Genomic DNA, 21182 nt, shown 5'->3' on the forward strand with positions numbered 1-21182 from the left:
GTCGGTCGGCGAAAGCGGAAGCAGTCGGCGAAAGCCCCTCCCCCACCTCCACCGCACTACCCAAAAGCTACAGCCCGCCACCGACAGTAACCGCCCCCTGTGGATAACCGGTTACCGTCGAAGAGTGCACGAGCAGACCCCCACCGCCCCCGCCCCCCTTCCCGCCTGCCCCGAGCTCTTCACCTGGGAGTTCGCCGCCGACCCCTATCCCGCGTACGCCTGGCTGCGCGAGCATGCGCCCGTCCACCGCACCGCGCTGCCCAGCGGGGTCGAGGCGTGGCTGGTCACCCGGTACGCGGATGCGCGCGAGGCGCTGGCCGATCCGCGGCTCTCCAAGAATCCGCAGCACCACAGCGAGGCCGCGCACGGCAAGGGCAAGGTCGGCATCCCCGGGGAACGCAGCGCCAACCTGATGACGCACCTGCTCAACATCGACCCGCCCGACCACACCCGGCTCCGCCGCCTCGTCTCCAAGGCGTTCACGCCGCGTACGGTGGCGCGCTTCGCACCGCGCGTACAGGAGCTGACCGACCAGCTGATCGACGGCTTCGCCGAGCGCGGCGAGGCCGACCTCATCCACGAGTTCGCCTTCCCACTCCCCATCTACGCGATCTGCGACCTGCTGGGCGTGCCGCGCGAGGACCAGGACGACTTCCGGGACTGGGCCGGGATGATGATCCGGCACGGCGGCGGGCCGCGCGGCGGGGTCGCCCGGTCCGTGAAGAAGATGCGCGCGTATCTGACCGATCTGATCCACCGCAAGCGCGAGTCGCTCGCTGCCGAGGAGACCGAGGACGAGGACCTGATCTCGGCCCTCATCCGTGCCTCCGACCACGGCGAGCACCTCACCGAGAACGAAGCGGCAGCGATGGCGTTCATCCTGCTCTTCGCCGGGTTCGAGACGACGGTCAACCTGATCGGGAACGGTACGTACGCGCTGCTGCGCAACCCGGAGCAGCGGGCGCGGCTGCAGGACGCGCTGGCCGCGGGCGACGAGGAGCTGCTCGCGACCGGGATCGAGGAACTGCTGCGTTACGACGGGCCGGTGGAGCTGGCGACCTGGCGGTTCGCGACGCAGGAGCTGACGATCGGCGGGCAGTCGATCGCCGCGGGCGATCCGGTACTGGTGGTACTGGCGGCCGCCGACCGGGACCCGGAGCGGTTCGACGCGCCGGACACGCTGGACCTCGGGCGCCGCGACAACCAGCACCTCGGTTACGGGCACGGTATCCACTACTGCCTGGGCGCGCCGCTCGCCCGCCTCGAAGGCCGTACGGCGCTGGCGACCCTGCTGACCCGGCTGCCCGACCTCCGGCTGGCCGCCGACCCCGATGACCTGCGGTGGCGCGGTGGCCTGATCATGCGCGGGCTGCGGGCGCTGCCGGTGGGATTCACGCCGGAGGGAGCGCGGGAGACACCGCCGGACATCACGCCGTCCGCAGCTTCGGACACCGCGCAGTCCGACGTGCCAAAAGGCGCATAGCGCAACGTCTCGGGCAGTGTGTGCGCCGGTCCCCGACGGCCCGTCAGAAAGGGCATTCGCGTACGTACCGGAATGCGCCAAGGGCGCCGGGGCCGGGAAGGATTGACCCGGCGTCAGCAGCGTGATCTTCGCGTGATCTCGGCTACACCGGGTTGAGACCGGAGCGGGCCCCCGCTACCTTGCCTGCGACAACCAAGAGCCTCTCGAAAGGCAGTCGCATGCGCTCCGGCACCGGTAGACACCGCCGACCCCGTCAGGCCCCCGCCCTTCTGGTGGCGGCCTCCGTCACGGGGGCCGGGCTGGCCCTGCCGCTGCTGACCGCGGGCGGTGCCCAGGCCGCCGACACCGCCACCTGGGACCGCGTCGCGCTGTGCGAGAGCGGTGGCATCTGGAGCGCCAACTCCGGCAACGGCTTCTACGGCGGGCTGCAGCTGACCCTGGAGATGTGGAAGGACTACGGCGGCGAGTCCTACGCCGAGCGCCCGGACCTGGCCAGCCGCTCCCAGCAGATCGCGGTCGCCGAGTCGATCCTGAACGACCGCGGCCCGGACGCCTGGCCGAGCTGCTCGGTGAACGCCGGTCTCGATCTGGACGGGCTGATACCCGACGTGGACCCGGGCAGTACGCAGACGCCCGCGCCGGAGCCCTCGGACGACGGCATCGGCACCGGCCTCGAAGGCGACACGGACACCGGCGACACCCAGCCGTCCGACGGCACTACGGACGGCACTACGGATGACGCGACGGACGGCGCCACCGATGAGCCGTCGGCCACGCCGTCCGGCGACGCCGACGCCGACACCGGCGATGCGCAGCCCTCCGAAGACGCCACGGAAGACCCCTCCGGCAGCCCCTCCGGAGACTCCTCCGAGCAGCCCAGCGCCGACGGCCCCTCGACGGAGCCCTCCGAGGAGGCCACCGAGCCGCCCGCGTCGTCCGACGGCGGCGCCTCCACGCCCGGTACCGGCCGGCACCGTGGCGGCGCCGACGACAGCAAGGGCGACGGCAAGGACGGACGCCCCGAGGGTCGGCACGCCTCGCGCGGCGGTGACGCGCACCGCGACGGCATGTACACGGTGCGGCCCGGCGACAACCTCTCCGCGATCGCGGCCGAGTACGGGCTGACCGAGGGGTGGACCGGCCTCTATGACGCCAACGAGGGTGTCATCGGAGCTGATCCGGACCTTATTCAGCCTGGTCAGCGACTCGACCTCGGGCAGTGACGGAGCGTCCCACGCGCTAAGTGCGCGATGGTTGCCCTCATTTGGGGAAAGTGAGACATGGGTCTCGTCCCGAGGTATTCCGTCCGCCCTGTCCGTTCTTTTCCATACCGTGTTCGACCTGCGCAAACAGATGTCGCCGGTGATCGAAAACCGCAAACTGTCCTACGAAAAGGTGGTTTGAACCGCCGAGGGGTGTGTGTTTACGTTCTTCACCGCTCGCACCAAGCGAGCCCGCCGATCATTCGCCGAATCCTGCCGGTGATCGGTCGGACAACCGTCGCGCAAGCGCCGTAGGCAGGAGCGGGGGAACCAAGGTAAGTGCCGTACCGCAGCGGAAACGCGGCGGCGGCTTGGGGTGAAGCCGGGTGTGCGGACAGCGCATCCGGCCGGGCCACTCACAGCCCGAACCCGACAGCTCACCTCGCAGGCGTCGGTGAGGAAGAACAGCATGCTCAAGGGCAAGCACCGCCGCCCCTCGAAGGCCGTCCGCGTCGTCACGCTCGCCGGTGTCGCCGGCGCCGCCGTGGCCGTCCCGCTGATGACCGCCGGTTCCGCCAACGCCGCCTCGGTCGCCACCTGGGACAAGGTCGCCCAGTGCGAGTCCGGCGGCAACTGGTCGATCAACACCGGCAACGGCTACTACGGTGGCCTGCAGTTCTCGAACTCCTCCTGGGCCGCCGCGGGCGGTACCAAGTACGCGCCGCGTGCCGACCTGGCCACCAAGGACCAGCAGATCGCCACCGCCGAGAAGCTGCTCGCCATGCAGGGCCCGGGTGCCTGGGGCTGCGCCGGTGCCGGCGGCCTGACCGCCGGTGGCCCGGCCGCGCAGGTGAACACCGGTGGCTCCGGCCAGGCTCAGCAGCAGGCCGCCCCGAAGCAGGAGGCGCCCAAGCAGCAGGCCGCCCCGCAGCAGCAGGCCGCCCCCAAGCAGGAGGCGCCGCAGCAGCCCGCCCCGAAGCCGGTGACCGGCCACGGCAACTACACCGTGAAGTCCGGCGACACCCTGGGCAAGATCGCCAAGGCGCACGGCAAGAACTGGAAGGCCGTCTACGAGGCCAACAAGTCGACGGTCGGCGGCAACCCCGACCTGATCTTCCCGGGCCAGAAGCTCAACGTCTGATCGGCCCTCAGGGCGGCGTGAGCGCCACCCCGTGAGACTGCCCCGCCAGGCGCGTCCCCCCGAGCGCGCCGGGCGGGGCTTCCCCGTTTCCGTGGCCATCCGGGCGCCCCTCCGCTCAGATGCGTACGGACCGTTTTGTCCCCTACGTCCGCCGTGAATCCCGGACGCTACCTCCCGTATTGCGGGCCTTTGGGTCCTTTTTCGTCTCACAGACGGGGCTAGGGGCAGGCGGAGGGTCCGCGGGCCGTTAGGCTCGTGCTGCAGAACTCCAGATGACACCCATGAAGGAGACAACGTGCCGTCGATCGACGTCGTCGTAGCTCGCGAGATCCTCGACTCGCGAGGCAACCCCACGGTCGAGGTCGAGGTCGGCCTCGACGACGGCAGCACCGGCCGCGCGGCCGTGCCGTCGGGCGCCTCCACCGGCGCCTTCGAGGCCATCGAGCTGCGTGACGGCGACCCGAACCGTTACCTCGGCAAGGGCGTCGAGAAGGCCGTGCTGGCCGTCATCGAGCAGATCGGCCCCGAGCTGGTCGGCTACGACGCCACCGAGCAGCGCCTCATCGACCAGGCGATGTTCGACCTGGACGCCACCGACAACAAGGGCTCCCTGGGCGCCAACGCGATCCTGGGCGTCTCCCTGGCCGTCGCGCACGCCGCGTCCGAGGCCAGCGACCTGCCGCTGTTCCGCTACCTCGGTGGCCCGAACGCGCACGTCCTGCCCGTCCCGATGATGAACATCCTGAACGGCGGCTCGCACGCCGACTCCAACGTGGACATCCAGGAGTTCATGATCGCCCCGATCGGCGCGGAGTCCTTCTCCGAGGCGCTGCGCTGGGGCGCCGAGGTCTACCACACCCTCAAGAAGGTCCTGAAGGCCAAGGGCCTGGCCACCGGCCTGGGCGACGAGGGCGGCTTCGCCCCGAACCTGGGCTCGAACCGTGAGGCCCTCGACCTCATCCTCGAGGCCATCAAGGAGGCCGGCTACACCCCCGGCCAGGACATCGCGCTGGCGCTCGACGTCGCCGCCTCCGAGTTCTACAAGGACGGCGCGTACGAGTTCGAGGGCAAGTCCCGCTCGGCCGCCGAGATGACCGAGTACTACGAGGAGCTCGTCGCCTCGTACCCGCTCGTCTCCATCGAGGACCCGCTCTTCGAGGACGACTGGGCCGGCTGGAACGTCATCACCGAGAAGCTCGGCTCCAAGGTGCAGCTCGTGGGCGACGACCTGTTCGTCACCAACCCCGAGCGCCTGGCCCGCGGCATCGAGGAGAACTCCGCCAACGCCCTCCTGGTCAAGGTCAACCAGATCGGTTCGCTGACCGAGACCCTGGACGCCGTCGAGCTGGCCCAGCGCAACGGCTTCAAGTGCATGATGTCGCACCGCTCGGGCGAGACCGAGGACGTCACCATCGCCGACCTGGCCGTCGCCACCAACTGCGGCCAGATCAAGACCGGCGCCCCGGCCCGCTCCGAGCGCGTCGCCAAGTACAACCAGCTGCTGCGCATCGAGGAGATCCTCGACGACGCGGCGGTGTACGCGGGCCGTTCCGCCTTCCCGCGTTTCAAGGGCTGACGCCAGTAGGTCTCAGTTCCGTACGTCCCCGGCAGCGGTCCCGTACCGTTGCCGGGGACGTACGTACGCAGTCACCCGCCGCCGCGTACACAGCCACCAGGGGAGGCCACCGTGTTCCGCCGCAGCCGGCTCACCGGGCGCGCCGCGCTCCTCGTGCTCGTGCTGTGCTCGCTGGTCGTGGCCCTCGCGTATCCGATAAGGGCGTACGTCTCGCAGCGCTCGGACATCGCCGAGCAGCGCCGTGAGGCCGAGACGGCCCGGGAGGCGGTGCAGCGGCTGCGCCAGGAGAAGGCGCGCTGGCAGGACCCCGCCTACGTACGCCAGCAGGCCCGCCGCCACCTGCACTACGTGATGCCGGGCGAGACCGGCTACACCGTCGTGGACGGCACGGGCGCGGGCCGGCCGCGGGCCGGCCGGGGTCCCGTGCAGCGCCCCTGGTACGAAGCCATCTGGTCCGGCCTGGACTCCGCCGACGCGCGCCGCGGTGCCGCCGGGGGATGATGGGGCGGCCGACCGTTCAACCCTGACGACAAGAGAAGCCTGCATGGACACGCCGCCTCCCCAGACCGAGCCCACCGAGCCCACCGACGCGGACGTCGCGGCGTTCCGGGAGCAGCTGGGCCGCCCGCCGCGCGGCCTGCGCGCCATCGCGCACCGCTGCCCCTGTGGCAACCCCGACGTGGTCGAGACGGCCCCGCGCCTGGAGGACGGCACGCCCTTCCCCACGCTGTACTACCTGACGTGCCCGCGCGCGGCCTCCGCGATCGGCACGCTGGAGGCGAACGGCGTGATGAAGGAGATGAGCGAGCGACTGGCGACCGACCCGGAGCTCGCCGCCGCCTACCGCGCCGCGCACGAGGACTACATCCGGCGGCGGGACGCCATCGAGGTGCTGCAGGGCTTCCCGAGCGCCGGCGGGATGCCGGACCGGGTGAAGTGCCTGCATGTGCTGGTCGGCCACTCGCTGGCGGCCGGGCCGGGCGTCAATCCGCTGGGCGACGAGGCCATCGCGATGCTGCCGGAGTGGTGGAAGAAGGGGCCGTGCGTGAGCCCGTGCGGCGCCGGTGACGGAGAAGGAGACGCCCAGTGACCCGGGTCGCGGCCATCGACTGCGGTACGAACTCCATCCGCCTGCTGGTGGCGGACGCCGACCCGGAGACGGGGGAGCTGAAGGACCTGGACCGCCGGATGAAGATCGTCCGGCTCGGTCAGGGCGTGGACCGTACCGGGCGGCTGGCGCCGGAGGCGCTGGAGCGGACCTTCGCGGCCTGCCGCGAGTACGCCACGGTGATCGAGGAGCTGGGCGCCGAGAAGCTGCGCTTCGTGGCGACCTCGGCCTCGCGCGACGCGGAGAACCGCGACGACTTCGTGCGCGGCGTGGTGGACATCCTGGGCGTCGAGCCCGAGGTGATCACCGGTGACCAGGAGGCGGAGTTCTCCTTCACGGGCGCGACGAAGGAGCTGACCGGGCGCGAAGACCTGGAGAAGCCGTACTTGGTCGTGGACATCGGCGGCGGGTCGACGGAGTTCGTGCTCGGTACGGACTCCGTGCGGGCCGCCCGCTCCGTCGACGTCGGCTGTGTGCGGATGACCGAGCGGCACCTCGTGCACGACGGCGCGGTCACCGACCCGCCGACGGCCGAGCAGATCGCCGCCATAAAGGCGGACGTCGCCGCGGCGCTGGACGAGGCAGCGGAGACCGTGCCGCTGGGCGAGGCGCACACGCTGGTCGGCCTCGCGGGGTCGGTGACGACGCTCGCCGGGATCGCGCTGCGCCTGGAGGAGTACGACTCGGCCGCGATCCACCACTCGCGGATCCCGCTGGCCAAGGTCCGGGAGATCACCGACCGGCTGCTGACCTCCACGCACGACGAGCGCGCGGCGATCCCGGTGATGCATCCGGGCCGGGTGGACGTGATCGCCGCGGGCGCCCTCGTACTGCTGTCGATCATGGAGCGTACGGGCGCTCAGGAGGTCGTCGTCTCGGAGCACGACATCCTGGACGGGATCGGCTGGAGCCTCGCCTGAGAGGGCCGTTGAGGGTCTTTGAGAGGTGCTTCGGAGGGGCCTCGGAACATGCGAATGACGCGTTCCGGGGCCCCTTCGCGTCGTGTCGCCGAGAAAGTTCGTGAAACTCTTCACATGAAAAAAGGGCCCCTTGGTCGAACAAACGGCCCGCCGGGACGCCGTTCGGGGCTCACCTGGGCGGCCGGCCCTGGGAATGTGCGCTTTCGGCGGTGTTAAAGAAGCGCTTATGCGGCCCGTGGTCCAGCCTCACAGAGGGGAGCAACCGCTGATGAGAAGGGGTGCCCAACGCTCGGCCGTGGATAGTGGTTCCCCGAGGGCGCTATGGCGTCGATCACGAAGGCGCGGAGTGTAGCAGACCCCTCTTCCGTGCTTGTGAAGGCCCTCACGAGCGACCCCCCAAGTGGGGGTGGATACTCGATGACATGAGCACCACGGAGCGTCCCAGGATCCTCGTTGTAGGCGGTGGGTACGTAGGCCTGTACGCGGCACGCCGCATCCTCAAGAAGATGCGGTACGGCGAGGCGACCGTCACGGTCGTCGACCCGCGCTCGTACATGACGTACCAGCCCTTCCTCCCCGAGACTGCTGCCGGCAGCATCTCGCCGCGTAACGTCGTCGTCCCGCTGCGACGCGCTGTGCCGGGCGCCGAGATTCTCACCGGCCGCGTCACCACCATCGACCAGGACCGCAAGGTTGCCACGATCGCCCCGCTCGTGGGCGAGGCGTACGAGCTGCCCTTCGACTACCTGGTCATCGCCATGGGCGCGGTCTCCCGCACCTTCCCGACCCCCGGCCTGGCCGAGCAGGGCATCGGCATGAAGGGCGTCGAGGAGGGCATCGGCCTGCGCAACCATGTGCTGGAGCAGCTCGACAAGGCCGAGTCGACGACCGACGAGGAGATCCGCCGCAAGGCGCTCACCTTCGTCTTCATCGGCGGTGGCTTCGCGGGCGCCGAGACCATCGGCGAGGTCGAGGACCTGGCGCGCGACGCGGCCAAGTTCTACAAGAACGTGAAGCGCGAGGACATGCGCTTCGTGCTCGTCGACGCCGCGGACAAGGTGCTGCCGGAGGTCGGTCCCGAGCTCGGCCAGTACGGCAAGGAGCACCTGGAGTCCCGGGGCATCGAGGTCTACCTGAAGACCACCATGCCGTCCTGCGTCGACGGCCACGTGGTGCTCAGCAACGGGCTCGAGGTCGACGCCAGCACCATCGTGTGGACGGCCGGCGTCAAGCCGAACCCGGCGCTCGCGCGCTTCGGTCTCCCGCTCGGCCCGCGCGGCCACGTCGACACCGCCGCCACCCTCCAGGTGCAGGGCACCGACTACATCTGGGCCGCGGGCGACAACGCCCAGGTCCCGGACCTGGTCAGCCGCGAGAACGGCAACGAGAACGCCTGGTGCCCGCCGAACGCCCAGCACGCGATGCGCCAGGCCAAGGTGCTCGGCGACAACGTGGTCTCCGGTATGCGGGGCTTCCCGCAGAAGGAGTACAAGCACGCCAACAAGGGTGCGGTCGCCGGTCTCGGCCTGCACAAGGGCGTCGCGATGATCGTCATGGGCAAGATGAAGATCAAGCTCAAGGGTCGTCTCGCCTGGTACATGCACCGCGGCTACCACGGTCTGGCGATGCCGACCTGGAACCGCAAGGTCCGTGTCATCGCCGAGTGGACGCTCAACGTGTTCCAGAAGCGCGACATCACCTCGCTCGGTGCGATGGAGAACCCCCGCGAGGAGTTCTACGAGGCTGCCAAGCCCGCGCCGAAGCCGGCCGCCGCCGAGGACAAGACGGCCGCCAAGGCCTCCTGAACACCGGCTTCCTGACCGTGCGTCGGAAAGCCACGCAGTACAGCGCCGAAGGGCGCCTGCCATCCGTGGGGCAGGCGCCCTTCGGCGTATCCGTATGCGGTCAGCGGGACGCCTCCGAGAGCCGCTCCTTCGGCGTATTCACAAGGGCGCCGGTAACGGGCTTTGCTGTTCCCTTACGAACGAACGGGACTACCCGGGCCCCGCCAGGCGTTTACGTGGTGGGTGAAACTACCTCGCCCCGACTCGTCAATAACGGAGGTGTGCGACATGGCCGACGCCGCTGGACGGCTCACCAAGCTCGCGGAGGAGGTACTGGGTGCCCCGCTCCCCGTGCGCATCCGGGCCTGGGACCGCAGCGAGTCCGGTCCGCCAGGAGCTCCGGCCCTCGTCTTCCGCAGCCGCCGCGCGCTGCGCCACCTGCTGTTCAAGCCCGGCGAACTGGGCCTGGCGCGTGCCTGGGTGGCCGGCGACCTCGATGTCGACGGAGACCTCTACACCGCCCTGGACGGCCTCGCCGGAATGATCTGGGAGCGCGGCCCGGAGGATCAGGCCAAGCCGCAGCGCGCCCCCGTACTGCGCGCCCTGGCCCGCCCCGAGGTCCGCAGCGCGGCCCGCGAACTCCTCTCGCTCGCCGGCGCGCCCCTGCCGCCCCGCCCGCCCGCCGAAGAGGCCCCCAAGAGCCACGGCCCGCTGCACACCCTGCGCCGCGACAAGCAGGCCATCAGCCACCACTACGACGTCGGCAACGACTTCTACGAGCTGGTCCTCGGCCCGTCGATGGTGTACTCCTGCGCCTACTGGGAGAGCCCCGAGGCGACCCTGGAGGAGGCCCAGCGCGACAAGCTCGACCTCATCTGCCGCAAGCTGGACCTCAAGGAGGACGAGCGGCTGCTGGACGTGGGCTGCGGCTGGGGCTCGATGGTGCTGCACGCCGCCGAGCACTACGGCGTGCGCGCGGTCGGCGTCACGCTCTCCGAGGAGCAGGCCGCGTACGCCCGCAAGCGCGTGGCCGACGCCGGGCTCGCCGACCGCATCGAGATCCGCGTCCAGGACTACCGCCTGGTCAAGGACGGCCCGTACGACGCGATCTCCTCCATCGGCATGGCCGAGCACGTCGGCCGCGCCCGGTACGCCGAGTACGCCGCCGACCTGTACCACCTGCTCAAGCCCGGCGGCCGGCTGCTCAACCACCAGATCGCCCGGCGCCCGCTGGCCGACGAGGAGACCTACCACGTCGACGAGTTCATCGACCGCTACGTCTTCCCCGACGGCGAGCTGGCCCCGATCGGGCAGACCGTCGGGGCGCTGGAGGACGCCGGCTTCGAGGTGCGCGACGTGGAGGCCATCCGCGAGCACTACGCGCTGACGCTGCGCCAGTGGGTGGCCAACCTGGAGCGCCACTGGGACCGCGCGGTGCGCCTGACCACACCGGGCCGGGCGCGCGTCTGGCGGCTGTACATGGCCGCCTCGGCGCTCTCCTTCGAGCGCAACCGCATCGGCGTGAACCAGGTCCTCGCGGTCCGTACGCCGGAGGGCGGGGCGTCCGGTATGCCGCTGCGGGCACGGGAGTGGCGGAGCTGAAAGACGGCGAGCGCCCCGGTCCGGTGGACCGGGGCGCTCGCGTCTTCAGGCGTGCGGGCTCACTCCGCCTTGATCGCCGCCAGCATGTTCAGCCGGGCGGCGCGGCGCGCGGGCCACAGCGCGGCCAGTACGCCGACCAGTGCGGCCATCGCCAGGAAGAGCCCCATCCGGCCCCAGGGCAGCACCATCTCGTAGGTGTCCAGGCTGCCCGAGATGAGCTTGCCGCCGGCCCAGCCGAAGAACACGCCGAGGCCGATGCCCAGCACCCCGCCGAACAGCGAGATCACCAGGGACTCCAGGCGGACCATCCGCTTGATGCCGCGCCGGTCCAGGCCGATCGCCCGCAGCATCCCGATCTCCTGGGAGCGCTCGAAGACCGACATCGCGAGGGTGTTGACCACGCCGAGCACCGCGACGATCACGGCCATGGCGAGCAGCCCGTAGAGCATGTTCAGCATCAGCGTGACCGACTTGGCGATGCCCTCGGAGATGTCCTGCTTGTCCTGGACCTGGACGGCCGGGTTGTCGCCGAGCGCCTTGGTCAGCCTGCTCTGGGTGGCGTCCGAGGCGCCGCCCGCGGTCTTCACCATGACCTGCATGTCGGACGGGTCGCTCATGTGCGGGGTGAGGGTGGCGCTGTCCAGCAGGATGCCGCTGATCAGCTCGTTGCCCTCGTAGATGCCCGCGACGGTGAGCTTCTCCTTGCTGCCGTCCTCGTACGCCGCCGTGAAGGAGGAGCCGGTCTGCCAGCCCTTGTCCTTGGCGGTGTCGGCGTCGACCACGACGTCCTTGCCGCCGACGGTGAAGGCGCCGCTCTGCACCGGGAGATCGGTGAGGTCGCCGATGGTGCGTCCGTTCACGCCGGTCAGGTACTCGGTCGAGCCGGCGATCCGGGACGGTGCGTTGCGCATGCCGCTGACCGCGGTGACGCCGTCGACCCCGTCGAGCTTCTTCTCCACCTCGGGCGAGAGGAAGTTCCCGTTCGCCATGGAGACCACGTAGTCGGCCTTCAGCGCTGAGGTGGCCATCTTGTCGACCGCCTGCTGCGAGCTGCCCGCGATCACGGTCATACCGGTGATCAGGGTGAGGCCGATCATCAGCGCGGCCGAGGTGGCGGCGGTGCGGCGGGGGTTGCGTACCGCGTTGAGCCCGGCGAGCTTGCCGGAGATCCCGAAGGCGCGCAGCACCGGGCCCGCGGCCGCGATCAGCGGGCGGGACAGCAGCGGCGTGAGCACGAAGATGCCGATCACCAGCAGTACGGCGCCCAGGCCCAGCGGGAGCTGAGCGGTGTCCATGTCGTCGATGCTCGTGGCGTACAGGACGACGGCGATGCCGGCGCCGGTGAGCAGGGCGCCGAGGGTGTTCCGCAGTACCAGGGACTTGGTCGTGGCGGTGGCGTGCACGCTGTTCATCGCGGCCACCGGCGGGATCTTGGCGGCCCGGCGGCCCGGCAGCCAGGCGGCGAGCATGGTCACCAGGATGCCGACGGCCAGCGAGGTGGCGACCGTACCGGGCGAGACCACCAGCGGACCGTCGGGCAGGGTCACGCCCGTGGCGCCCATGACGGCCCGCAGTCCGGCGCCGATGCCGACGCCGACGCCCAGCCCGGCCACGGCGGCGATGGTGCCCACGACGAACGCCTCGAAGAGCACCGAGCGGGTGACCTGCTTACGGGAAGCGCCGACGGCGCGCAGCAGGGCCAGCTCCTTGGTGCGCTGGGCGACCAGCATGGTGAAGGTGTTGGCGATGAGGAAGATGCCGACGAAGAGCGCGATGCCGGCGAACATCAGCAGCGTGGTCCGGAAGCTGTCCATCGACGAGGCGGTCATCTCGGCCTGGTCGTCGGCCAGCTGCTGCGCGGTGGTCGTGGACGCCCGGTCCTTCGGCAGCGCCTTGTCGAGCTGCGCCTGCAGCGCGGTCTGCGAGACGCCGGACGCGGCCTTGACGTCGATCCGGTCGTACGCGCCTTCCTTGTGGTAGAGCCGCTGGGCGGTGGGGGTGTCGAAGAGGGTGAGCGAGCCGCCGGCCGCGACGGTGCCGTCGTCGGTGCTGAAGATGCCGGAGATCTTCGGGGTCAGTACGGGGCCGTCGACGGAGACGCGGACGGTGTCGCCGACCTTGTAGCCGGTCCGCTCGGCGGTCTTCGCGTCGATCGCGACCTCGTGCGCGCCGTGCGGGGCGCGGCCGTCCTGGATCGGGTAGCGCGGGTCGTGACCGCCCCAATAGTTGCCGCCCCGGGTGGAGAAGCCGCTGCCGACGAGCTTGCCGTCCTTGCCGGCGAGCGCGCTGAAGCCGCTCAGCGAGCCGATCGCGGAGTCGGCGCCGGGCACCTGCCGGGCCTTCTTCAGCATGGCCTCGGTCAGCTGGGGCGGCGGCGAGAGACGGTCGCCGCGGTCCGGCCCGGACTCGGGCTCGACGGCGACGTCGACATGGTCGAAGCCCTTCGCGGAACTGCTCTGCTGGGCCTGGGAGATGGAGTTGGTGAAGACCAGGGTGCCGGAGACGAAGGCGACGCCGAGCATGACGGCGAGCACGGTCATCAGCAACCGGGCCTTGTGCGCGAGGACATTGCGCACGGCGGTACGGAACATGAGTGGGTCAGTCCTGAAGGTGAGGTCCGGAGGACGGGGCGGCGGGGAGGAGCACGTACGGGCCGGGGCCGGCCGGCGTCAGCTCGTACGGCCCTTGGCGTCGAAGCCCTTCATGCGCTCCAGGACCTTGTCGGCCGTCGGGGCCGTCATGTCGTCGACGATCCGGCCGTCGGCCAGGAAGACGACGCGGTCCGCGTAGGCAGCGGCCACCGGGTCGTGGGTGACCATCACCACGGTCTGGCCGAGCTCGCGCACGGAGTTCCGCAGGAAGCCCAGTACCTCGGCGCCGGAGCGGGAGTCGAGGTTGCCGGTGGGCTCGTCCGCGAAGATGATCTCGGGCTTGGAGGCCAGCGCGCGGCCCACCGCGACGCGCTGCTGCTGGCCGCCGGAGAGCTCGCTGGGGCGGTGCTTCAGCCGCCCGGAGAGGCCGACCGTCTCCACGACCCGGTCCAGCCACTGCTGGTCGGGCTTACGGCCCGCGATGTCCATCGGCAGGGTGATGTTCTCCAGCGCGCTGAGCGTCGGCAGCAGGTTGAACGCCTGGAAGATGAAGCCGATCTTGTCGCGCCGCAGTTGCGTCAGCTTCTTGTCCTTCAACCCGGTCAGCTCGGTGCCGCCGATCCGGGCCGAGCCGCGGGAGACCGTGTCCAGCCCCGCCATGCAGTGCATCAGCGTGGACTTGCCGGAGCCGGAGGGGCCCATGATCGCGGTGAACTCGGCCTGCCGGAAATCGACGCTGACGCTGTCCAGGGCGACCACCTGGGTCTCGCCCTGTCCGTAGACCTTGGTGAGATCCGTGGCGCGTGCGGCCACCGCGGTGGCGCGGGTGGCGGTGGGAACGCCGGAGTGGGTGGTGGTCACGGGATGGTGCTCCTGTCGGATGTAGGGGCCGTGTGAACGGTCGGCTTCCATCGTCGAGGAGCGGATCGCGCGGAACGTCAGCCCGTGCGCCGGTCTCTCGGGGGGCCTGCGGTCGGACCCGGGAGGCCCCGGGTCCTCCTTGGGGATGAGGGCGACCCTGAGGCGCTGACGCGGCGGTGCGGGCGCCGGAAGGCCGCTGTACGGGGCCCGGAAGGCATCGAGTTTCCGTCAATCCGGCGGTGACGTTGCCGGTGGGGCGTGAGCGGGGCGGTTCGGCCCTGGGCATGTGCCGAAGGCCAGTACCACGTGCTGATGCACCCTCAGTTGCCAATAAAATAAGACAACCTCGGGCCCACCCGCCGCTGTTCGAGTGGCGCTGCGGGCTAGGCTCGTGGTGCCGTCTTCGTGACGGCGTGGGGGGTTTCGGGCCCGGATGGTGGAATGCAGACACGGCGAGCTTAAACCTCGCTGGCCTTCGGGCCGTGCCGGTTCAAGTCCGGCTCCGGGCACCATTAACCTTTTATTATTACGCGAAATATACATAGATCGCAAGTGCCTGTTCAGTGGCACTTTCTATGCATCGTCAAAACAGTGCATCACCCGCAGGGAGTAACGCGAAGCCCGCGCGGCCCGAGTCGCGGTGTTCCCTGCGGGAACACCGGACGTTGCGGCGCAGCGCTGCGCTCCTGCAATGGGTTTCGGCTTACCCCGTCGAGATCCCGCAGGTGGGGCACCGTGGCGCGGACCTACGGGATCGAGGACGTCGCCGCCCCCGGCGATGAGCGCACCGTACGGGCGGTGCTGATGCAGACCTTCATCCCCGTACCCGAACAGCAGGGCTCGGTGGCCCTGGTGTCCGCAGCAGCCAGGTGCTGGACCTGGCGGACTCCTTCTTCGACATGTTCGATGCCATCACGTCCACGTTCCGCTTTGTGCGACGACTCCGTCGCATCGCAACCGTCTCGCGCCTCGCTGCCCAGCCGGGATGCGCAGAGCCGCCGAACCTTCCGCCACTCGTGTGAGTGGTGAGAGTTAAGGTTGTTCCGCGAGATCACGTTGACTGAAGTTGAGTGTGTTACGGGGGCGTTGACGTGGGCCATCGGCCGACAGACTGGCATGTGCTGGACCTGGAGGGGGACCCGACCCCCGGCGATCCGGAGCGGGTGCAGAAACTCGCCCGCGAGCTGCACGAGTTCGCCGAGGACGTCGGTACGGCGCTGCGGGGGATCACCGACATGGCGTCCGAGGACGCGGTGCTGAAGTGGTCCGGGAAATCGGCGAAGAAGTTCAAGGAGGAGTTCGACGGCGTCCCGGGGAACCTGCGGAAGCTGCGGACCTCCTACGAGATGGCGGGCGATGCCATCGCCGCCTACTGGCCGAAGCTCGAACGCGCCCAGGCCCTGGCCGACCGGGCCCTGCGCAAGGGCCGTGAGGCCCGTAACGACCTGACCGCGGCGCAGGGGCGGCTGGACTCGGCCAACGACTGGGTCAGGACCGCCACCTCCAGGACCAAGGCGTACGACGAGGCCAAGGGTCCCGAGGCGCCGGACGAGTCCAGGGTGCGGGCCGCAACCCGCAACGCCCAGCAGGCCAACTCCGCCCGCAGCGACGCCCAGGGCTCGGTCGACTCCGCCCAGTCGGCCCTGGATGCGGCCAAGGTGATGGCCGAAGAGGCTCGCGGGCTGCGTGAGGAGGCCGCCCGGGTCTGCCAGGACAAGCTCGACGAGGCCTCCGACGCCGGCATCCAGAACCGCCACTGGTGGGAGGAGGCCACCCACTTCGTCACCGAGAACTGGGACGCGATCGTCTCCGCTTGCAAGATCGTCGTCACGGTCGTCGGCATCGCCGCGATGATCATCGGTGGGCCGATCCTCGCCGCCATCGTGGTCGTCGCGGCCCTGGTCGTCCTCGCCGACACCCTGAACAAATACAGCAAGGGCCAGGCCAGCCTCTTCGACGTCGGCATGGCGGCGCTGGACTGCATCCCCGGCGCCAAGGGAATCACCACCCTCGCCGGAGCGGCCAAGGGCCTCAAGGTCGCGGCCAAGGGCCTGCGGGCCGGCGGACTGCGTGGCGCCTTGCGCTCGGGCAAGGATCTGCTGAAGAAGGCCAAGCCGACCAAGGGCCGGTGCAAGAACGGCGACCCGATTGACATGGTCTCCGGCGAAATGCTCATGGAGGAGACCGACGTCGTCCTGCCGGGCGTGCTGCCGCTCGTCCTGCGGCGCACGCATCTGTCCACGTACCGCCAGGGCCGCTGCTTCGGCGAGTCCTGGGCCTCCACGCTCGATGAGCGCCTGGAAGTCGACCCTGAGGGCGCCGTGTTCGCCACCGAGGACGGGATGCTCCTGGCCTACCCCGTCCCCGAACCGGGCCGATGCGTCATGCCCGCCGCGGGCCCGCGGCGGCCGCTGGAGTGGGACGGACAGCCCAACGGCCTGATCACGATCTCCGACCCGCGTTCCGGGCTGATCCGCCGGTTCGCACCGCTCTCGCCGGATGCGGCGGAAGGCCGTGCCGATGCTGCCGACGAGCCCGTGACCTGGCTCCTGCGGTCGATCACCGACCGCAACGGCAATGCGATCACCTTCGAGTACGACGACGCCGGCCTGCCGACCGCGATCCGGCACAGCGGCGGCTACCACATCGCCGTCGACACCGCTGGCACCCGAATAACCGGCCTGCGCCTGCTCGGCTCGGACGAAGGACGCGACGGCGCCGGCACCCAGCTCCTGCGGTACGTGTACGACAGTGAAGGCAACCTCAACGAGATCTACAACTCCTCCGGCCTGCCGCTCCGCCTCACCTACGACGAGAACGCGCGCATCACGTCCTGGACCGACCGTATCGGCGCCTGGTACCGCTTCACCTACGACGCCGACGATCGTGTCGTGCGGGGCGCGGGCGCGGGCGGCAGCCTGAGCTGCACGGTGATGTACGACCCCGAGCACCACACCACGCGCTACCTGGACTCGCTGGGCCAGGTGACCACCTACGAGTACAACGATCGCCTGCAGCTCGCCGCGGAGACCGATCCACTCGGGAACACCGTGCGGCAGGAATGGGACGAGCACGACCGGCTGCTGTCCTGGACCGACGCCCTGGGCAACACCACCAGCTATACCTACGACGAGGCCGGCAACATCACGCGCATCACCCGCGCCGACGGCAGCACCACCGAGGCCACCTACAACGAACTCCACCAGCTCGTGCACGCCGTCGCCCCCGGCGGTGTGGTCTGGGAGCACACGTACGACGACCGCGGCAACCGCACCTCGGCGACCGCCCCGGACGGTACGACCACCCGCTTCACCCACCACCCCACCGGAGCGGTGGCCACCGTCACGGACGCACTCGGGCACACCACCGAGGTGCGCTGCAACGCGGCGGGCCTGCCCCTGGAAGTCACGGACCCGCTGGGCGCGGCGACCCGCAACGAGCGGGACGCCTTCGGCAGGCCCGTCACCCTCACGGACCCGCTGGGTGCGACCACACACCTGGAGTGGACGGTCGAGGGCAAGCCGGCACGGCGCACGGCGGCCGACGGCACGACGGAGTCCTGGACGTACGACGGCGAGGGGAACTGCACCGCACACACGGACCAGATGGGCGCGACCTCGACCTACGAGTACACGCACTTCGACCTGCTCGCGGCCCGCACGGGCCCGGACGGCGTCCGCTACGCATTCGAGCACGACACCGAACTCCAGCTCCGCAGGGTCATCAACCCGCAGGGGCTGACCTGGAGTTACGACTACGATCCGGCGGGCCGCCTGACAGCGGAAACGGACTTCGACGACCGTACGCTGTCCTACGCCCACGACGCGGCCGACCAGTTGGTGAGCCATACGACGGCGGCGGGCGACGAGATCAGCTTCGAGCGGGACGCCCTGGGTCGCACGGTCACGAAAAACGTGGCGGGCACCGCGATCACACGCTACGCCTACGACGCGGCAGGCGGCCTGGCGGAAGCGACTGGTCCGGACGCGACGCTGATCTTGGAGCGTGACGCGGCGGGCCGCGTCACGGCCGAAACGGTCAACGGCCGCACGCAGACCTACATATACGACGAACTCGGCCGCCGCACGGGCCGCACCACGCCGTCGGGTGCGGTGAGCACCTGGACGTACGATGCGGCAGGCAACCGCACGGAACTGACCACGTCCGGCAGGACGCTGGCCTTCACGCACGACGACGCGGGCCGGGAAGCCACCCGCACGCTCGGTGAAGCCCTCACCCTGACGAACACCTACGACGTCGTGGGCCGCCTGTCCCAGCAGGAACTGACGGGCCCGGCCGACACCCGCATCCAGCACCGTGCCTACACCTACCGTGCGGACGGCCACCTCACCGCCATCGAGGACCACCGCAACCGCACCCGCCGCTTCGACCTCGACGCGACAGGCCGCGTCACGGCGGTCCACGCGGCAGGCTGGACGGAAACCTACGCCTACGACGAGGCAGGAAACCAGACAGATGCCTCCTGGCCGGCCCCCATGCCGGGCCAAGAGGCAACAGGTCCGCGCACCTACACCGGCACCCGCATCACCACCGCAGGAAACGTCCGCTACGAACACGACACAGCAGGCCGCGTCACCCTGCGCCAAAAGACCCGCCTGTCCCGCAAGCCGGACACATGGCGCTACGCATGGGACGCGGAAAGCCGGCTTGTCTCGGTGGTGACACCTGACGGCACCCAGTGGCGGTACCTCTACGACCCCTTGGGACGGCGTATCGCGAAACAGCGGTTGGCTGTGGATGCTGGCGAGGCGGTCGAGGAACAGGTCGACTTCGCCTGGGATGGGGCCACTCTCTGCGAGCAGACAACGAGCACGGCGGCATCCCCGCATACGGTGACGCTCACGTGGGACCATGACGGGCTTCGGCCGCTCACTCAGACCGAGCGCAAGACCTCCTGGGACACCCCCGCGGCCGACGCTCCGCAGCAAGAAATCGACGAGCGCTTCTACACCATCGTCAGCGATTTGATCGGTACGCCGACGGAACTGTTCGACGAACACGGCCGCAGCGTGTGGGGCACCCGGTCCACCCTCTGGGGCACCACCGTGTGGAAGCGTGGTGCCACCGCTTACACCCCACTTCGCTTCCCCGGGCAGTACTTCGATCCTGAGACGGGGTTCCATTACAACTGCTTCCGTACCTACGAACCCGAAACCGCCCGGTACCTCACCCCGGACCCGCTGGGTCTCGCCCCCTCACCCAATCCGGCTGCCTATGTCACGAACCCGCACACCTGGAGCGATCCGCTCGGGCTTTCGCCCTGCACCGATGAACTTCTGGAGCGGATGGATGAAAACACCTACTTCCATTACACTGACCGCGCCGGATTCGACGCCATCACGAGTGGTGAAGGTGCGCGGTTCGTGGCCAACCGGCAGGGGAAGTTGTTCGCCACACAGGACATGCTCAGCCCTGCCGAGGTGGAGCGGAACATCTTCATCGGGAACCCCGCCTATCAAGGGAAAGGTGATTACTTGATCGCCTTCCGAAAGCCCGAGGGAGCGGAATTTATTCCGGGTGAGCAGCCCAACGAATTCATCCACCGAGGCGGATTGAAAATCCCAGAAGACGCCATCCTCTACCGCGGAGGTAACCCTTTCTAGTGTTTAATGTCAACCTGGGGGACAGGGGCTCGGCCGAATCCCTTCTTCGGGCATCAGTGCTCTTCAAGTTCGAGGCCTCTGGGGAAGCTGATCCGTTCGTGGGCAGCCCCCAGTTCTCCGAGGCCCTTGCGTCATTGCTTGAGTCGATCGTCCATAGTTACACCGAGGCGGGACAGCAGGGGAAAGCTGACGCCTGGCGTCACACGTACCGACTCTCGACCCGAAGTGACCGCTGGCAGTACGTGGCGGAGTACGCCACGCGCCACCCCGGCTGGCTGTCACTCTCCGCCGAGGAACGCGCGAACTGGATTGCTACGGTATCGGCGCCCTATTGGCTGGACGCCAACGAGAACGCTCAGATTTCCGAGCAGATCGACGGCCTGATCAGGGCTCGCGGAGCTGAGTGAGGAAACCGCATGGACAGCACAGCGTCGAATGGAAGGGGCATGGGGGCATCTTCCGGCCACTCGGGAAAGATTGCTGCGCTGCTGCAGAGGCAGCAGCGCGGCGAACGGATTAAGTATCTGTTCTTCTGGGGCCACCAGCCCGCCAGAGCAGGCGAAGTCGGCGCCAGTTGCCTCAGTCAATGGTGGCCAAGTCGCTTTGTCGTCGACGGGATTTCTTATCTCACCGCCGAGCACTACATGATGGCCGAGAAGGCACGCCTTTTCGGCGACGACGCGAGCGTCGCCAAGATCCTGAGATCACAACACCCTGGCGAGGCCAAAGCACTCGGCCGACAGGTTGCCAGCTTTGACGAGGATGTGTGGTGCGCTGCCCGCTACGACATCGTGGTTCGCGCCAGTTTCGCCAAGTTTGAACAGAATCCCCGGCTTCGCGAATTCCTTCTCGGTACCGTGAATCGCGTGCTGGTAGAAGCAAGCCCCTTGGACCGCGTCTGGGGCATCGGACTCACCGCTGACGACGAGCGCGCCCAGAATCCGGCGCAATGGCGGGGACTCAATCTTCTGGGCTTCGCTCTCATGGATGCCCGAGCGGCGCTAGAGTCGACGCGATCACCGCGATAGCGCTGCCGGCCACCGTCGGCGACTTCGGCCGGCCACCCCGCGACACCACGTCGAGATCATCAGTAGAAGTTCTCAAGGAGGCTTGTCGGGGCCACTCACACTCGGTCGCTGGCGGGTAGAAGGGGTGTTCCGGCGCCGCTCCTGGTGTTCCCGCGGGAACACCAGGAGCGGGCGCCGGGGGGCGGCAACCGGGGGAGGGGGGGAGGGCGGGAGGGGGGGGCGGCGGGGTGTGGGGGTTTTGGGGGGGCGGGAAGGGAGAGGT

At 69.5% G+C, this 21182-nt stretch carries 14 protein-coding genes, 1 tRNA gene, 1 pseudogene and 1 riboswitch; of the genes and pseudogenes, 14 read left to right on the top strand and 2 right to left on the bottom strand.

What is annotated here, in order from left to right; genetic code table 11:
- Positions 1-124 precede the first annotated feature (124 nt).
- The 9 genes from AB0I82_RS27380 (at position 125) to AB0I82_RS27420 (ending at position 10816) form a co-directional block, all read left to right on the top strand.
- On the top strand, positions 125-1483 hold the full coding sequence (locus AB0I82_RS27380; protein ID WP_363259984.1) for a cytochrome P450: 1359 nt from the start codon (positions 125-127) through the stop codon (positions 1481-1483).
- Between the two features lie 272 nt (positions 1484-1755).
- Positions 1756-2706 (top strand): transglycosylase family protein, encoded by a 951-nt coding sequence (locus tag AB0I82_RS27385; protein WP_363259985.1) that lies wholly within the window; start codon positions 1756-1758, stop codon positions 2704-2706.
- Positions 2707-2939: 233 nt separating this feature from the next.
- Positions 2940-3151, top strand: a riboswitch (cyclic di-AMP (ydaO/yuaA leader).
- A gap of 3 nt (positions 3152-3154) precedes the next feature.
- Complete coding sequence (locus AB0I82_RS27390) at positions 3155-3826, top strand: transglycosylase family protein (protein WP_363259986.1); 672 nt, start codon at positions 3155-3157, stop codon at positions 3824-3826.
- 295 nt (positions 3827-4121) lie between these two features.
- Positions 4122-5402 carry a phosphopyruvate hydratase gene (gene eno, locus AB0I82_RS27395; protein ID WP_363259987.1) on the top strand — a complete coding sequence of 427 codons (1281 nt, stop codon included), beginning with the start codon at positions 4122-4124 and terminating at the stop codon, positions 5400-5402.
- Between the two features lie 48 nt (positions 5403-5450).
- Entirely contained in the window at positions 5451-5903 is a 453-nt protein-coding gene (locus AB0I82_RS27400) for a septum formation initiator family protein (RefSeq protein WP_363259988.1), read from the top strand.
- Positions 5904-5946: 43 nt separating this feature from the next.
- The gene (locus AB0I82_RS27405) at positions 5947-6492 is read left to right on the top strand and encodes a DUF501 domain-containing protein (protein WP_363259989.1); all 546 of its coding nucleotides are present in this window, start codon (positions 5947-5949) and stop codon (positions 6490-6492) included.
- Positions 6489-7430, top strand: coding sequence for a Ppx/GppA phosphatase family protein (locus AB0I82_RS27410; RefSeq protein ID WP_363259990.1), 942 nt, complete (start codon positions 6489-6491; stop codon positions 7428-7430). The genes AB0I82_RS27405 and AB0I82_RS27410 overlap by 4 nt, the downstream gene beginning before the upstream one ends.
- A gap of 422 nt (positions 7431-7852) precedes the next feature.
- Positions 7853-9235 (top strand): NAD(P)/FAD-dependent oxidoreductase, encoded by a 1383-nt coding sequence (locus AB0I82_RS27415; RefSeq protein WP_363259991.1) that lies wholly within the window; start codon positions 7853-7855, stop codon positions 9233-9235.
- Positions 9236-9502: 267 nt separating this feature from the next.
- On the top strand, positions 9503-10816 hold the full coding sequence (locus AB0I82_RS27420; protein WP_363259992.1) for a cyclopropane-fatty-acyl-phospholipid synthase family protein: 1314 nt from the start codon (positions 9503-9505) through the stop codon (positions 10814-10816).
- A gap of 59 nt (positions 10817-10875) precedes the next feature.
- Here the strand turns inward: AB0I82_RS27420 and AB0I82_RS27425 are convergent, their stop codons facing one another.
- Together AB0I82_RS27425 and AB0I82_RS27430 are read right to left on the bottom strand one after the other, a co-directional pair.
- Positions 10876-13407: an ABC transporter permease gene (locus AB0I82_RS27425; RefSeq protein WP_363259993.1), complete on the bottom strand. Its 2532-nt coding sequence runs from the start codon at positions 13405-13407 to the stop codon at positions 10876-10878.
- 78 nt (positions 13408-13485) lie between these two features.
- Complete coding sequence (locus tag AB0I82_RS27430) at positions 13486-14268, bottom strand: ABC transporter ATP-binding protein (RefSeq protein WP_363259994.1); 783 nt, start codon at positions 14266-14268, stop codon at positions 13486-13488.
- Positions 14269-14695: 427 nt separating this feature from the next.
- Here AB0I82_RS27430 and AB0I82_RS27435 point away from each other — a divergent pair.
- From AB0I82_RS27435 to AB0I82_RS27455, 5 genes and pseudogenes are all read left to right on the top strand, one after another.
- Positions 14696-14780, top strand: a tRNA-Leu gene (locus AB0I82_RS27435).
- Positions 14781-14997: 217 nt separating this feature from the next.
- Positions 14998-15203, top strand: a pseudogene (locus tag AB0I82_RS27440) (hypothetical protein); the annotation flags it as partial.
- Between the two features lie 183 nt (positions 15204-15386).
- Complete coding sequence (locus AB0I82_RS27445; RefSeq protein ID WP_363259995.1) at positions 15387-19892, top strand: DUF6531 domain-containing protein; 4506 nt, start codon at positions 15387-15389, stop codon at positions 19890-19892.
- Between the two features lie 56 nt (positions 19893-19948).
- Positions 19949-20299 (top strand): hypothetical protein, encoded by a 351-nt coding sequence (locus AB0I82_RS27450; RefSeq protein ID WP_363259996.1) that lies wholly within the window; start codon positions 19949-19951, stop codon positions 20297-20299.
- A gap of 39 nt (positions 20300-20338) precedes the next feature.
- Positions 20339-20920, top strand: a complete 582-nt coding sequence (locus AB0I82_RS27455) for an NADAR family protein (protein WP_363260029.1) — start codon at positions 20339-20341, stop codon at positions 20918-20920.
- Positions 20921-21182 lie beyond the last annotated feature (262 nt).

The sequence above is a fragment of the Streptomyces sp. NPDC050315 genome, from assembly GCF_040655775.1.
Taxonomy (GTDB): Bacteria; Actinomycetota; Actinomycetes; order Streptomycetales; family Streptomycetaceae; genus Streptomyces.

Coding starts and splice junctions, on each gene's coding strand:
- AB0I82_RS27390 (WP_363259986.1), top strand. CDS start 3,155: ATGCTCAAGGGCAAGCACCGCCGCCCCTCGAAGGCCGTCCGCGTCGTC.
- AB0I82_RS27405 (WP_363259989.1), top strand. CDS start 5,947: ATGGACACGCCGCCTCCCCAGACCGAGCCCACCGAGCCCACCGACGCG.
- AB0I82_RS27415 (WP_363259991.1), top strand. CDS start 7,853: ATGAGCACCACGGAGCGTCCCAGGATCCTCGTTGTAGGCGGTGGGTAC.
- AB0I82_RS27420 (WP_363259992.1), top strand. CDS start 9,503: ATGGCCGACGCCGCTGGACGGCTCACCAAGCTCGCGGAGGAGGTACTG.
- AB0I82_RS27425 (WP_363259993.1), bottom strand. CDS start 13,407: ATGTTCCGTACCGCCGTGCGCAATGTCCTCGCGCACAAGGCCCGGTTG.
- AB0I82_RS27455 (WP_363260029.1), top strand. CDS start 20,339: ATGGGGGCATCTTCCGGCCACTCGGGAAAGATTGCTGCGCTGCTGCAG.